The organism is Arthrobacter sp. 1088 (assembly GCF_031455315.1).
Taxonomy (GTDB): Bacteria; Actinomycetota; Actinomycetes; order Actinomycetales; family Micrococcaceae; genus Arthrobacter.
Genome location: NZ_JAVDSM010000002.1, coordinates 253688 through 267696 on the forward strand (window position 1 = coordinate 253688; position 14009 = coordinate 267696).

General features: G+C 61.7%; 11 protein-coding genes. 6 read left to right on the top strand and 5 right to left on the bottom strand.

What is annotated here, in order from left to right:
* Positions 1-126: 126 nt before the first annotated feature.
* The 4 genes from J2Y41_RS04115 (at position 127) to J2Y41_RS04130 (ending at position 5657) form a co-directional block, all read left to right on the top strand.
* Positions 127-1059: a LysR family transcriptional regulator gene (locus tag J2Y41_RS04115; protein ID WP_224090081.1), complete on the top strand. Its 933-nt coding sequence runs from the start codon at positions 127-129 to the stop codon at positions 1057-1059.
* Between the two features lie 487 nt (positions 1060-1546).
* Positions 1547-2584 (top strand): glycine betaine/L-proline ABC transporter ATP-binding protein, encoded by a 1038-nt coding sequence (locus J2Y41_RS04120; RefSeq protein WP_309926374.1) that lies wholly within the window; start codon positions 1547-1549, stop codon positions 2582-2584.
* Entirely contained in the window at positions 2584-4611 is a 2028-nt protein-coding gene (locus J2Y41_RS04125; protein ID WP_309926378.1) for an ABC transporter permease subunit, read from the top strand. Before J2Y41_RS04120 ends, J2Y41_RS04125 begins: the two co-directional genes overlap by 1 nt.
* A gap of 65 nt (positions 4612-4676) precedes the next feature.
* Positions 4677-5657 carry an ABC transporter substrate-binding protein gene (locus J2Y41_RS04130; protein WP_309926380.1) on the top strand — a complete coding sequence of 327 codons (981 nt, stop codon included), beginning with the start codon at positions 4677-4679 and terminating at the stop codon, positions 5655-5657.
* Between the two features lie 397 nt (positions 5658-6054).
* Here the strand turns inward: J2Y41_RS04130 and J2Y41_RS04135 are convergent, their stop codons facing one another.
* Positions 6055-7095, bottom strand: coding sequence for an AAA family ATPase (locus J2Y41_RS04135; RefSeq protein ID WP_309926382.1), 1041 nt, complete (start codon positions 7093-7095; stop codon positions 6055-6057).
* A 119-nt stretch (positions 7096-7214) separates the two neighbouring features.
* Positions 7215-7625 (bottom strand): Rid family hydrolase, encoded by a 411-nt coding sequence (locus J2Y41_RS04140; RefSeq protein WP_309926385.1) that lies wholly within the window; start codon positions 7623-7625, stop codon positions 7215-7217.
* A gap of 81 nt (positions 7626-7706) precedes the next feature.
* On the opposite strand from J2Y41_RS04140, the gene J2Y41_RS04145 reads away from it, so the two are divergent.
* Complete coding sequence (locus J2Y41_RS04145) at positions 7707-8093, top strand: helix-turn-helix domain-containing protein (RefSeq protein ID WP_224090072.1); 387 nt, start codon at positions 7707-7709, stop codon at positions 8091-8093.
* Positions 8094-8178: 85 nt separating this feature from the next.
* On the opposite strand, the gene J2Y41_RS04150 is transcribed toward J2Y41_RS04145, so the two are convergent.
* From J2Y41_RS04150 to J2Y41_RS04160, 3 genes are all read right to left on the bottom strand, one after another.
* Entirely contained in the window at positions 8179-9021 is an 843-nt protein-coding gene (locus tag J2Y41_RS04150) for a pyruvate, water dikinase regulatory protein (RefSeq protein ID WP_309926387.1), read from the bottom strand.
* Positions 9022-11421, bottom strand: coding sequence for a phosphoenolpyruvate synthase (gene ppsA, locus J2Y41_RS04155; RefSeq protein WP_309926389.1), 2400 nt, complete (start codon positions 11419-11421; stop codon positions 9022-9024).
* A gap of 214 nt (positions 11422-11635) precedes the next feature.
* The gene (locus J2Y41_RS04160) at positions 11636-12379 is read right to left on the bottom strand and encodes a FadR/GntR family transcriptional regulator (protein ID WP_224164277.1); all 744 of its coding nucleotides are present in this window, start codon (positions 12377-12379) and stop codon (positions 11636-11638) included.
* Positions 12380-12585: 206 nt separating this feature from the next.
* Between J2Y41_RS04160 and J2Y41_RS04165 the strand changes: the two genes are divergently transcribed.
* On the top strand, positions 12586-13953 hold the full coding sequence (locus J2Y41_RS04165) for an MFS transporter (RefSeq protein WP_309926391.1): 1368 nt from the start codon (positions 12586-12588) through the stop codon (positions 13951-13953).
* Positions 13954-14009 lie beyond the last annotated feature (56 nt).

Below are 14009 nucleotides of genomic sequence, written 5' to 3' on the forward strand. Positions count from 1 at the left end.
CATGGCGACCAAGGGTGCTTGGGTGCAACCGATGTTGTATTCAAAATCCTTGTAGTCATGAGATTAGGGACGAATGCGCTGCAACAAAAGCGCAACATTTGGAAGATAACCGTGCACAATAGGTGCATGATCGATGCGAGACTCATCACACTTCGGGTGTTTGCCCGCTGCGGCACCATTGGCGCCACCGCGGAGCTCACAGGTTATTCTCCCTCCGCCGTGTCGGCGCAGTTGCGGGAGCTCCAACGCGTACTTGGAATGCAGCTGCTGACGAAGGACGGCCGGGGGGTGCGGCTGACCGCCACTGGCCGCTTTCTCGTGGCGGGTTCGGACACGCTCATTGCCGACTGGGAGAGCCTGCGCGCCGCAGCCATGAAGGCCGGGGACCAGGTCCAGTCACATTTTGGCCTCGGCGGATTCTCGACGGCGGCCGCCCAGTTGCTTGCGCCACTCGCCGCGACTCTTCGCTCAACACGCCCCCAACTGGAAGTGCAAGTGCTCGAGGCCAACCCGGCCCGCTGCTTCGACTTGTTGGTTGCCGAGCGAATCGACCTTGCAGTCATCGTCGCCATGCAGTCCGACACTTACGCCGAAGACGATCCGCGCTTCGAACAGACCGTCCTGCTCGATGACCCCCTGGACGTGATCATTCCCTCTGATCATCCGTTGGCATCGCGGGAGACAGTGACACTCCAGGAGCTGGCGTCGGAACCCTGGATCACGGAGGCCGCCGGCTCCACCTACCATTCCCTCTTCACTGCGGCGTTCACCGCGGCCGGGGTAACACCCCGAATTGCCCACGAGGCCGTCGAGTGGGAAACCCAAATCGCCTTCGTGGGCGCAGGGCTGGGCGTGGGCCTGTTGCCGAGACTGGCGCCGCTGCGTAGTGCAGAAAACGTAGTTCGCCTCCGTATCACGGGCAGGGGTAAGCCGTCGCGCCGCATTGTCGCTGCCGTTCGCCGCGGCAGCATCACCTCTCCCCTGATCCAGGAATCGCTCGGCATCCTCCAGTTGAGCGCCAATCGAATTCTCACTGCCCGGCCCGAAGACGACCTCTGAGATCCTGACGCCGGTCAGAACCAGTACGGGCCAATGCCGTCATACGACTCGATGGCACCGTCACAAAGCAGCTTCGCTCACGGTGACCCTTCCGTTGACGTGGTCCAGCGCCCAACCCGCCAATCGTTGGGATGGCGCAAGCGTCGCCCACGGTGGCTGTTGGCCATCGTTTTTATTTATTTCCAAACCTTGACAGGTGGAGTGAGATACATCACTGTTGCGTATTACGGGTGATGTTGATGCATGCACAACCAGCAACATGCAGATCAAGTCCGTTCGCAGCGAAGAAGATTTACAGTGCCCTCGCGACATCGCGCAAGGATTTGCCCGCGGGCGTCTGGAGCATGGCGTTGAGAGCGCTGCCTCCACCGGCGTATCCCCCAGCTTTCCCCAAGCTCAGTGGGGGACTTCGGCGAAAAGGCAAGCAGCAAGACATCCACTCAAAGCCCGGCCATTGGTTCGAGCCGCCATAAGCAGGAGTACAGCAATGAACAGCCCCGACATCTCAGTACGGAACCTCTGGAAAGTCTTTGGCCCCGCTGGTGAAAAGATCCCTGGTGATCCCCGGCTTTCGTCCCTTAGCTCTGCTGAACTGTTGGCAGCCTCAGGCTGCGTAGCGGCCGTCCGCAACCTAAGTTTCGACGTCGCAAAGGGTGAGGTCTTCGTCGTTATGGGTCTCTCGGGATCCGGCAAATCAACCCTTGTCCGCTGCCTCACCCGGCTTATTGAACCCACTTCAGGGCAGGTAATGGTGGACGGCAAGGACGTCCTGCAGGCAGGCGTTGGGGAGCTGCGGGAACTTCGCCGGCGGAAGATGTCCATGGTGTTCCAGCACTTCGGACTCCTGCCTCACCGGACGGTTTTGGACAACGTATCCTACGGGCTGCAAATCCGCGGGGCGGCTAAGAACGAGCGCTACGGCCGGGCTCGGGAAATCATTGAACTGGTCGGCCTGAAGGGGTACGAACAGCACTATCCGGACCAGCTGTCCGGCGGTATGCAGCAGCGTGTCGGCCTTGGCCGGGCTTTGGCAGGCGACCCGGACACCATCCTTTTCGACGAGCCCTTCTCTGCATTGGATCCCCTCATCAGGCGTGACATGCAGGCCGAGGTGATCCGGCTCCACAAGGAAATGGGGAAGACCATGGTGTTCGTCACCCATGACCTTTCCGAGGCACTCAAGCTCGGGGACCGCATCCTGATCATGCGCAATGGCGAGATGGTCCAGTGCGGCACCGGGGATGAGTTGGTGGGATCTCCGGCAGATAAGTACATTCAGGATTTTGTGTCCGAAGTTCCCCGCGCGGACGTCCTGACCTTGAAGTGGATTATGCGTCCCTTGATGGATGGAACGCCTCTGGATGCTCCGGTCCTCAGTTCCGGCATGATCATCCGGGACGCCATAACAACCGTGATGCATTCCTCCTGCCCCGTCCTCGTGGAGGATGAAGCAGGCAGGATCATCGGGCAGATCGACCGTGACAGCATCCTCTCTGTGCTGCAGCCAGCGGAAGCAGCGGCCTGATGACTACGCTTGTCCGGGATCAGGAAAAGATCCAGCCAGCCTCCTCCCCTGTTAAGGAACCGCGCCGCCTGCCCAGTCGCCGCACCATGCTGCTGGTTGGCGCGGGCGTCATCTGGATCCTGGGCTTTCTGATCCTGCACGGGACGTCCACCCTGACTTTGCCTGCCTCCGAGTTGACGGATCTGCACCGCTCACTCAACCAGTTCAACGCCTGGGTTGCGGCCAACCGGGCCGACAACCCCGTCTTCCTGTATATCTTCACACCACTGCGGGCCGTGGTGGACAACGTCGCCAACCTCTTCATCACGCTCTTTGCGGCGAGTTCCACCGGCCTGCGGCTGCCTGAAATTGGCTGGCTAGGAACTGTAGGACTACTTGGCTGGATTGCGTTCGCCGTCGGGAACGTCCGCGTGGCTCTTCTGACCGTATCCGTCTTTACCTTCTTCGGCATCCAGGGTCTGTTCATTGAGGCCACCTACACGTTCGCCTTGGTTCTTACCGCTGTGCTGCTGACACTCCTGATTGGGATCCCGCTCGGTATCCTCGCCGGTGTCTCCAGCCGGGTTGCCACAGTGATCACGCCGGTACTGGACTTCATGCAGACGCTGCCCACATTCGTCTACCTGGCCCCCTTGGCGCTCATCTTCCTCATCGGCCCGGCCTCGGCCGTCATTGCCACCGTCATCTACGCCGCGCCTCCGGTAATCCGCCTCACGGCCCACGGTATCCGAAGCATCCCGGAGAACACCCGGGAAGCCTCGGACTCGCTGGGCACCACGGGCCTGCAGCGGCTGCTTACCCTGCAGCTTCCCATGGCCAGGCGCACAGTTGTCATGGGAATCAACCAAAGCACCATGGCGGCTCTGTCCATGGTCACTATTGCGGCACTGATCGCCGCTCCAGGACTTGGCCAGGTCGTTGTCCGCGCGCTGCAATCGCTCGACGTCGGAACTGCAGTAAATGCCGGCCTCTCCATCGTCCTGCTCGCGATCGTGCTGGACCGGGTAACCACTGCAGCCAGCCGCCGGGCGGAACCGGGCGCTGCCCGGAACGGCCGGATCTCGCGCAGGAACCGATACATAGTCCTGGGTGTCACGCTGGGCCTGGCCCTGGTCATGGTCCAGTTGTCCAGGAGCTCATTGTGGGCCGCGGCTTTCCCGAAGGACTTCAACATCGGCCCGGCGATTGTCCAGGCGGTGAGCTCGGCAAGCCAGTGGATGCAGAGCAACCTGTCCCTGTTCACAGTGTCCCTGCGTGAATCGGTCACCACTGGAATCCTGAACCCGTTCCAGTCCCTGCTCACAGACACCCCTTTCTACATCCTCGTGGGCGTCATTGCCCTGGCCGCTTACGCATTGGGCGGTTGGAAGCTCGCCGCCGTAACCACCGCCTGCCTTGGTGTCATCATCTACCTTGGCCTCTGGAGCGATTCCATGGTCACCCTCGCCGGAACGCTGGTGGCCACCGCGCTTGTCATGGTCCTTGGTGTGGTCTTCGGTGTCGCGATGGGCCGTTCCGAAAGGGTAGACCAAGTCCTTCGGCCAATTCTGGACGCCGGCCAGACGATGCCCGCGTTCGTTTATCTTGTTCCGTTCCTGGGACTCTTCGGCGCTACCCGTTTCACGGCGATCATCGCAGGCATCATCTACGCAGCTCCTGTCGCCATCAAAATCACTGCCGATGGCATCGCAGCAATCTCACCCACTGTCCTTGAAGCTGCCATTTCCAGCGGCTCAACGCCTTGGCAGGTCATTACCAAGGTCCAGTTGCCGATGGCCAGGAAGTCCCTGGCACTCGCTGCCAACCAAGGGCTGATCTACGTCCTTGCCATGGTGGTCGTGGGTGCCCTGGTCGGTGCAGGCGGACTCGGGTACGACGTCGTCGCCGGCTTTGTCCAAAGTTCACTGTTCGGCAAGGGCCTGGCCGCAGGCCTTGCCATCGTGTTCCTCGGCATCCTGCTCGACAGGATGACCCAGGCTGCGGCAGCAACCCCGCTGCGGAAAATTGCCGCGGCCAAGACCCCCTGAACCTGGTCACTCCAATGAACAACCATTCCCGCCATACTCCCACCCCCCAACAAGGAGACCCAACAATGAAAAAAGCCGGACCGCTGTTGAAACGAACTATCCCCCTGATGGCAGGAGTCGCCGCGGCTGCTTTGCTGCTGACAGGCTGCGGGGGTGCTTCCGTGAACCAGGTGGCCGCCGCACCCGCAGGTGCCTCGGATGCACCCTGCGGAGCTGTTAGTGTCGCGATGAACGCCTGGGTCGGCTATACGGCCAATGCCGCCGTGTACAGCTACGTAGCGAAAAACCAGCTTGGTTGCACTGTGGTGCAGAAGGACCTCAACGAACAGATTTCCTGGCAGGGTTTCGCCTCCGGCGAGGTGGACGTCATCATGGAAAACTGGGGTCATGCTGACCTCACCAAGCAGTACATTACGGATCAGAAGGTGGCTGTAGACGCCGGACCCACCGGCAACGAAGGCCACATCGGCTGGTACGTACCACCATGGATGGCAGAGAAGTACCCGGACATCACGGACGGGAAGAACCTGAACAAGTACGCGTCGATGTTCACCACCTCCGAGTCCGGCGGAAAGGGCCAGATCCTCGACGGCGACCCCGCTTTCGTCACGAACGACGAAGCACTGGTGAAGAACCTGAACCTGGATTACAAAGTGGTGTTCTCCGGCTCGGAGGCTGCCCTTATACAGTCATTCCGGACGGCGGAGCAAAACAAGACGCCGCTGCTGGGCTACTTCTACGAACCGCAGTGGTTCCTGTCCCAGATTCCCCTCAAGAAGGTCTCCCTGCCGGCCTGGACCGAGGGCTGCGATGCTGACGCAGAAAAGGTGGCCTGCGACTACCCGACCTATACACTCAACAAGATCATTTCCAAGAAGTTTGCGGACAGCGGCTCACCGGCAGCCAAACTGGCCAAGGGCTTCAAATGGACCAACGATGACCAGAATTCAGTCGCCACGGATATTCAGGGCGGCATGAGCCCGGAAGCCGCAGCCAAAAAGTGGGTCGACGCGCACCAGGAAACGGTGACGTCCTGGCTTAAGTAACAGGAATTGTGCGACGGCGGCACTCGGCAAGTACCGCCGTCGCACTTTTTCCTGTCGATAAACTTTGCCTAAGCTGCGCAAAACCGGGGTAACTCTTGATCCAGCTGAAGCATGGTTGAACCAGCAGGATGCAGGAGGAGCCATGAAGCGCATAACAGCCACCCCTACCTTTGGCGGAGCCCCCAAGGGAAGCTCGCCGGTCAAAGTGTCGAGCGGTGTCACATGTAAGGCGACCGCGTGGCGGACTCCCCCCGCGACTGGGCTGCGATCCGAATCCCGTGGTTTTGGCATTCAGGAAACGAGCCATCAAATCTGGCCCGACTGCCGTGACTGAAAGGCTTCCGGCGGCGTGCCACCGCCTCGAGCCCGAGCCCGACGCCTGGAGAAGGTCTCTACGTCAGACCAGCCAGCGCCACCAGCGTGACTGTTCCCGTTCCGGCGTCGCTTCCGTCTCCGGCTCCGGCTCCTCACCCAAGGCCAGCGCGGCCTCGGCGATGTCGTCCGCGGTGAGCGTCATGACGGCCTCACGATCGAGGGCGTCGAGACTTTGTTCTTCATCGAGCGAGAGCCGAAGCGCCTGGCGGTTGAGCGCCTGCTCGAACAGCGTGCGTGCAAACCGCGCGTTGCCGGAGTCCTCGCCCGCGTGGAGTCCGGTGAGGATGCGCCGCAGCACCTGGTCCGCACCCGGCTCCAGCGTGTACTCGTGCTGGGCAAGCATCTGGTGGAAGATCGTATCGAGCTCGTCCACGGAGTAGTCCGGGAACGTAATCTCCCGGGCGAACCGGGAGCGCAGTCCAGGGTTCGAGAGCAAGAAGGATTCCATCAGCCGCGGGTAGCCGGCCACGATCACCACCAGGCGGTGGCGGTGGTCCTCCATCCGCTTGAGCAGGACCTCGATCGCCTCAGGGCCGAAATCCATCCGGCCGTCCTCCGGGGCCAGCGCGTAGGCCTCGTCGATGAACAGGACACCGTCCAACGCACGCCGGATCACCCGGTCCGTCTTGATGGCGGTCGCCCCGACGTACTGCCCCACCAGGCCCGAACGGTCGACCTCGACCAAGTGTCCTTTCTGCAGCAGCCCGACCGCGCGGTACATCTCGGCCAGGAGCCTCGCCACGGTGGTCTTGCCTGTGCCCGGGTTTCCGAGAAACACCAGATGCTGGGATGTGGCCACCTCCGGCAGACCGTGCGCCTTACGACGGGCTTGGACCTGGAGCAGTGCGACCAGGGCCCGCACCTGTTCCTTCACCGTCTGCAGTCCAACCAGCGCGTCGAGTTCGGCCTGCACCTCGGACAGCGGCCGGGCCGGCCCGGGCCTTGCACCGATGAGATCGCCCACGAGGTCGTCGACGCGTTCGGAACCGGGCAACTTGAGCTGATTGGCCAGATGGCCGATGGTTTCGCGCAGGTCATCGAGCGGATTGCGGCTGGCAGCCATACATCAACTGTAGTACTCGTTTTCCCGCTGAGTGGGCTTGGCCCCCACCGGTATCACGATTTGGTGGTTGAAGCGCTGAGGGCTCTTTAGGAGTGGCGTATAAACCCCTGGTGGCGTTGCTAATCCAGTACCGCGGTTGCTTCAACTTCGACGAGCACATCCGGTTCGAACAGATACTCGACGCCGATCAGCGAGGACGGTGGCATCGGCGAGGGCAGTCCGATCTCCGCAGCGACACTTTCGATACCTTCCATGAAAGCGCTGATTTTCTCCGGAGCCCAGGCGGTGACGTAGAACGTCAAACGCACGACGTCGTCGAAGCTCGCCCCGGCGCCGGCCAGCGCGGTCGCGGTATTGCGGAGGGCCTGGGCGACCTGGCCGGCCAGGTCGTCCGGAGCGACGGGCGTAGCATCAGCCAGGCGCGAGATCTGGCCCGCGACGTGAACGTGACGGGTGCCGGTGCCGACGGCGACGTGGTGGTAGGGGGTGGGCTGCATCAGGCCTTCCGGGCTGAAACGGTGAACAGGCATGAGACTCCTTGGGAAAGAGGTAAACGTTGGTATATCTTTGATACCTGGTAGATGCAGGACACTTCAACGAGACCAGGTTTCATGCCGGATACCACTAGCCACGATGACCGTCTGGAGATCAGCACGCCCCATCGGGAATTGCTCGATCAAGTTCTCGACAAGTGGTCATTGAGCGTGCTCAACGAACTCTGCGAGCGGCCTTGCCGGTTCAGCGAACTGCGACGGGCCATCCCGTCGGTGTCGCAGAAGTCCCTGACGGCGACGCTGCGTCGCCTCGAACGAAACGGCATTATCGAACGCGAACTGCTTAGCTCGCGCCCCGTCGCGATCGAGTACCGCATCACACCTTTAGGCAAGACACTTCGTTACCCCATCGATGTGCTCCTGGAGTGGGCTGCAAAGCACATGCCCCTCATCGAACAGGCGCGCGAGACCTTCGACGTCCAGGACCTGGCCGAAGACACCTAACCCTCATTGACCTTCCGGCCCAAGAGCGTGCCTCCCGATCTTCATGATCGACATCCCCTGTGGGTTGCGAGACAACGACAGGCCATCAGTGATGCAGCTGCATTCGTTGGAGCACCGTGGCAGATATCTCTTCCACGGACATGGATGCGGAGTTGACGTAGGGAATGTCATTGGCCCGGTACATGTCCTCAGCGTTGCGCAGCTCAAAGGTGCACTGGTTCAGGGACGCGTAGTTACTGCCCGGGCGGCGTTCCTGCCGGATTTGGCTGAGCCGGACGGGCTGGGAGGTCAGCCCGAAACACTTGCTCGCGAAAGGCAACAAGGGCTTCGGGAGCACCATGTTGTCAAAGTCTTCCTCCACCAGCGGGAAGTTGGCGGCGAGGATGCCGTGCTGCAAAGCAAGGTACATGGTGGTGGGAGTTTTCCCGCACCGCGAAGGGGCAATGAGTATCAATTCGGCGCGTTCAAGCGCCCGGAGCGACTGGCCGTCGTCGTGCTCTATGGCATATTCCACCGCGGCCATGCGGGATTGATAGCGGACGGCATCGCCCACGCCGTGAGCCTGGCCGGGCTTGCCGTTGGCCTGCGCACCGAGGACTTGTTCGAGTTGCCCTATATGCGTACCGAACAAGTCGAAGAATTGCCCGCGGCTCTGGGAGAGTACCGCACGGATGTCCTGCCCCACGGCGGTGGAAAAGATGATCGGAACAGGACCTGTGGCCGCCACCCGGTCGATCAGCGCCACCACCTCACGCGCTTGCTGGATGGTGGTGATGAACGGGATGGTCCGCCGTTCCAGCCGCTGGCCGGGGAACTGGGTCAGCAGCGTATTGCCGAGCGTTTCAGCGGTGATTCCGGTGCTGTCCGAGAGGAAGAACACCGTGGGGGCGGGCGGGGAGCCCGCCCCCACGGTTTGGTGGTCTGCCATTTAGACCGTGGTGCTGGTGGTGCGGGCCAGACGCAGCCAGGTTTCGGTCACGGCGTCGGGGTTGAGCGAAATCGAGCTGATGCCCTGCCCGAGCAGCCACTCGGCAAAGTCCGGGTGGTCACTGGGGCCCTGGCCACAGATCCCGACGTAGCGGCCCTTGGCGCGGCACGCCGTGATCGCCATCTCCAGCAGCTTGGTCACGGCGGGATTCCGTTCATCGAAGCCTTCGGCAACCAGGGCAGAGTCGCGATCCAGGCCCAGGGTGAGCTGGGTGAGGTCGTTTGACCCGATGGAGAAGCCGTCGAAGTACTCCAGGAACTCATCGGCAAGGAGGGCGTTGGCCGGCAATTCGCACATCATCACGATCTCCAGCCCGTCCTCTCCGCGCCGCAGCCCATTGGCGGCGAGCAGTTCGGTGACGCCACGGGCCTCGTCCAGGGTCCGTACGAACGGGACCATCAACTTGATGTTGGACAGGCCCATCTCGTTGCGCACGTACTTCAGGGCTTCGCATTCGAGTTCGAACGCCTGCCGGAAGGACGCCGACAGGTACCGGGACGCGCCGCGGTACCCGATCATCGGGTTTTCCTCCTCCGGCTCGAACGCCGGACCACCGATCAGGTTGGCGTACTCGTTGGACTTGAAATCCGAGAGCCTGATGATGACCGGTTCGGGGGCGAAAGCCGCCGCGATGGTGGCGATGCCTTCGGCCAGGCGCCGGATGTAGTAGTCGCGGGGACCGTCGTAGGCGGCTGTTTTTTCCTGGATTTGCCGGATGGTGTAGTCATCCAGAGTCGCCGGGCGCTCGATCTCACCAGCCACAGCCAACAGGGCGTTGGGATGGACACCGATCTGCCGGTTGATGATGAACTCCAAGCGGGCCAGGCCCACACCGTGGTTGGGGAGCTTGGCGAAACTGAACGCCTGTTCCGGGGTTCCCACGTTCATCATGATCTTCACCGGAGCTTCCGGCATGGTCTCCAGGCTGGTTTCGTGCAGCGAGTACTCCAGCAAACCTTCATAGACGAGCCCAGCCTCGCCCTCCGCGCAACTAACGGTGACCGGAGTTCCGTCCTTGAGGATCTGGGACGCGTATCCGGTACCAACAACGGCTGGAATACCCAGTTCCCGGGCAATGATGGCGGCGTGGCAGGTCCGGCCGCCTCTGTCCGTGACAATCGCGGCGGCCTTCTTCATGATCGGTTCCCAGTCCGGGTCCGTCATGTTCGCCACCAGAACATCGCCTTCCTGGAACGAGGCCATCTGGTCGATCGAGGACAGCACCCGCACCTGCCCGGCACCGATCCGCTGACCGATCGCCCGGCCCTCCACCAACACCGTGGACCGCTCAGTGAGCGTGTACCGGGAAGTGGTCCCCGCGGCTTTTCGGGACTCTACGGTTTCCGGACGGGCCTGAAGAATGTAAAGCTCCCCGTCCACACCGTCCTTGCCCCACTCAATATCCATCGGGCGGCCGTAGTGCTCCTCGATTGCTACCGCGTGCCGGGCGAGCTGTTCAACCTCAGCATCGGTCAGGCTGAAACGGTTCCGCAGATCCTGCGCCACCGGGACGAAGTCAATCGTCCGGCCAACTTCGTCCGAATCCGTGTAGACCATCTGCACGGCTTTTTCCCCCAAGCCGCGCTTGAGCACCGCCGGGCGTCCAGCTGCCAAAGCGGGCTTGTAGACATAGAACTCATCAGGGTTCACAGCCCCCTGGACCACGGCCTCCCCCAGCCCATACGAGGACGTGATGAAGACAGCGTCCCTGAAGCCGGTTTCGGTGTCCATCGTGAACATGACGCCGGAGGCACCGACGTCGGAACGCACCATCCGCTGCACACCGGCCGAAAGCGCCACTTCCGAATGCGTGAAGCCGTGATGTACGCGATAGGCGATTGCGCGATCGTTGTACAGGGAAGCGAACACATCCTTAATGGCCAGCAGGATGTTCCCGATGCCGCGGATGTTCAAGAACGTCTCCTGCTGCCCTGCAAACGACGCATCCGGAAGGTCCTCAGCCGTGGCACTGGAACGTACCGCCCACGACACATCCCCACCATGCTCCTGGGTCAGTCGCTCATAAGCCGTCCGGATGTCCTCTTCGAAACCGGCCGGAAACGGCGTCTCACGGATCAGGGTCCGGATTTCCTGGCCGGCCTTGGCCAACGCGGCCACATCGCCACTGTCCAAACCCTCAAGAATGCTTTCAATCCGGGCATCCAACCCCGAGTCCGCCAGAAAACGCCGGTAAGCGTCCGCCGTCGTCGCGAAACCGCCTGGAACCTTCACCCCGGCAGAGGCGAGATTCCGGACCATTTCCCCAAGCGATGCATTTTTGCCGCCAACCTGGTCAAGGTCGGACAAGCCAAGCTCAGAAAACCAAAGAACGTTAGTCATAAATTGTGTCCTCCATTGGGCACGCTCTGACAAGCGCTAAAAAAACTAGGTCATGCAAGGATCCAGCGCACAGGTCGAGGGAAGCAAATAGATGTGATGAGCGCAACATGACCGGGAAGTAACGAAAGGTCACCCACCCGGTCTCGGAAGCCACTGCGTAAGACCATTGCCGGAATCAAAAGCCCGCGGCGTTTGGCGCGAATCGCGCGGTGCCTTACTGCGCGGCGTCGAATCCGGCGAGAAGGCGCCGTGATGCCGTAGCCATGTGGGAACGCATCGTTTCGGATACTGCTGACGCGTCCCTGGAACGCAATGCCTCGAAGATCGCAGTGTGTTCGCGGAGCGCGGCTTCAGCGTGACCTTCGTCGGTCAGGGCACGGTCCACCCAGATCCGCAGCAGCGAGCGAATGCTCTGGAGGAGCTCCTCCAGGACCATGTTGCCGGAGGCGGCCGCAATTTCGCGGTGGAAGGCCGCATCTGCTTCAACGAATGCTGCGAGGTCATCGAGGTTCTTGGCCATGACGTCCAGGTCGGTCTGCATGCGCTCAAGCGCCTCGTCAGTAACCCTAAGCGCGGCAAGCTCGACAGCTTGAACTTCCAGGCCGCTGCGCAACTCAACCAGCTCGCGGGTACGCGGCTCACCCAGCATCAGTCCCCAACTCAGCGTCCGGGGCAAAAGTTCGGAGACGCCGTCGCGCAGGTACGTTCCCGAACCTGGGCGCACGATGACGATACCGAGGATCTCCAACGCGGCGAGGGCCTCGCGGATCGCTGAACGCCCAACCCCCAAGGAAGCAGCCAGATTCCGCTCCGCCGGAAGGCGGGTTCCCGGTGCGATGTCACCACTCGTGAAGTAGGCGAGCAGCCTTTCTGCAACTTCGGACACAACGGAGCCCTGCTCCATGGGGGCAAGCGCTGCCGTCATGTGTGCCGCTGCTGCGGCGGTGTTCGCTGACATGCTCTCAGCGTAACAACCGGATGACCAATTGAGCGTTTGGGGATCCGGAACAAATACTTGAGGTCAACCGGTTGACCAATTTGCCTCGAACGCCCTATGGTTTAACTCACAAGCTTCGCCATCGCCGGATCCCCACCGGCATGACATGAGTCAGCCCGGCGCATCCAGTGCAGGATCCGCAGGGATACCAACATCTAGGAGTCAATGTGGACACCACACAATCGGTGGTCGAAAAATCCGCAATCAAGAAGGTGGCAATCAGGCTGGTGCCGTTCGTCGCCCTGATGTTCTTCATCAACTACCTTGACCGGACGGCCATCTCCTTTGCCGGCCCCAACGGTATGAACAACGATTTGGCACTCTCTGCGGCCCAGTTCGGCTTCGCATCCGGAGTCTTCTTCATCGGCTACATCCTTCTCGAAGTCCCCAGCAACCTGGCCCTCCACAAATTCGGCGCCCGCCGCTGGCTGGCACGCATCATGGTCAGCTGGGGCATCGTGTCCCTGCTTTTTACCTGGGTAGGCAACGTTGAGCAGCTGTACATCCTGCGTTTCATCCTGGGTGTTGCCGAAGCCGGCTTCTTTCCCGGCGCCATCCTCTTCCTGAGCCTCTGGGTTCCGTCCAAGCACCGCAGCAAGATCCTTGCCCTCTTCTACTTGGCACAGCCCCTCACCACTGTGATCGGCGCTCCCCTTGCCGGAGCTTTGATCCAGCAGCACGGCGTGTTCTTCGGCCTCGAGGGCTGGCGCTTCATGTTCTTCGGTGTAGCCATTCCGGCAATCGTCATCGGCATCATCGCCTGGTTCTACCTGGCGGACTCCCCCGCCAAGGCCAAGTGGCTGACATCCGAGGAAAAGACCTGGCTGACCGGCGCCCTGGAAAAGGAAAAGGCCCAGACCGCCGCAAGCAACAAGCACGTCAGCGTCCGCACCGTCTTCGGCAACGGCCGCGTCTGGATGCTCTCCCTGATCTACTTCGGATTCATCTACGGCCTGTACGCCCTGGGCTTCTTCCTGCCGACCATCATCGCCGGCTTCGAAGGCCTCTACGGCACCAAGTTCGATGTCTTCCAGAAGGGCCTGATCACAGCGATCCCGTACCTGCCGGCAGCGTTCGCCCTGTACTTCTGGTCCAAGGACGCCACAAAGCGCGGCGTGAAGACCTGGCACATCGCCCTTCCGGCCCTCATTGGCGGTGTCAGCATCCCGCTGGCGCTGTTCGCCGGATCCCCCGCGGCAACGATTGCCGTCATCACCATCACGGCCATGTCCATCTTCGCGGCACTGCCCAACTTCTGGACGGTTCCCACCCAGTTCCTTACAGGTGCAGCGGCCGCCGCAGGCATCGCACTGATCAACACGGTGGGCAACCTGGCAGGTTTCAGCGCCGGATACATCACGGGCTGGCTCAAGGACCTGACCGGCGGCTACTCGGTACCCATGTTCGTCGTCGGAGGCTTCATGTTGCTCTCCTCGATCCTCATGGTCACCCTCAGCCGCCAGCGTAGGTCCAGCGACGGCATCCCCGCCGAGGCCCTGGACCCCGCAGGTGCCGGCCACCACGCGGAGCCGTAACCGCGCCAAGCAGCAGGTTGTGCCCTTCCAGCAGGGAGGGCACAACCACCACACCT

Coding starts and splice junctions, on each gene's coding strand:
- ppsA (WP_309926389.1), bottom strand. CDS start 11,421: ATGACTAACGTTCTTTGGTTTTCTGAGCTTGGCTTGTCCGACCTTGAC.
- J2Y41_RS04145 (WP_224090072.1), top strand. CDS start 7,707: ATGCCGGATACCACTAGCCACGATGACCGTCTGGAGATCAGCACGCCC.
- J2Y41_RS04125 (WP_309926378.1), top strand. CDS start 2,584: ATGACTACGCTTGTCCGGGATCAGGAAAAGATCCAGCCAGCCTCCTCC.
- J2Y41_RS04120 (WP_309926374.1), top strand. CDS start 1,547: ATGAACAGCCCCGACATCTCAGTACGGAACCTCTGGAAAGTCTTTGGC.
- J2Y41_RS04115 (WP_224090081.1), top strand. CDS start 127: ATGATCGATGCGAGACTCATCACACTTCGGGTGTTTGCCCGCTGCGGC.
- J2Y41_RS04150 (WP_309926387.1), bottom strand. CDS start 9,021: ATGGCAGACCACCAAACCGTGGGGGCGGGCTCCCCGCCCGCCCCCACG.
- J2Y41_RS04130 (WP_309926380.1), top strand. CDS start 4,677: ATGAAAAAAGCCGGACCGCTGTTGAAACGAACTATCCCCCTGATGGCA.
- J2Y41_RS04140 (WP_309926385.1), bottom strand. CDS start 7,625: ATGCCTGTTCACCGTTTCAGCCCGGAAGGCCTGATGCAGCCCACCCCC.
- J2Y41_RS04135 (WP_309926382.1), bottom strand. CDS start 7,095: ATGGCTGCCAGCCGCAATCCGCTCGATGACCTGCGCGAAACCATCGGC.
- J2Y41_RS04160 (WP_224164277.1), bottom strand. CDS start 12,379: ATGTCAGCGAACACCGCCGCAGCAGCGGCACACATGACGGCAGCGCTT.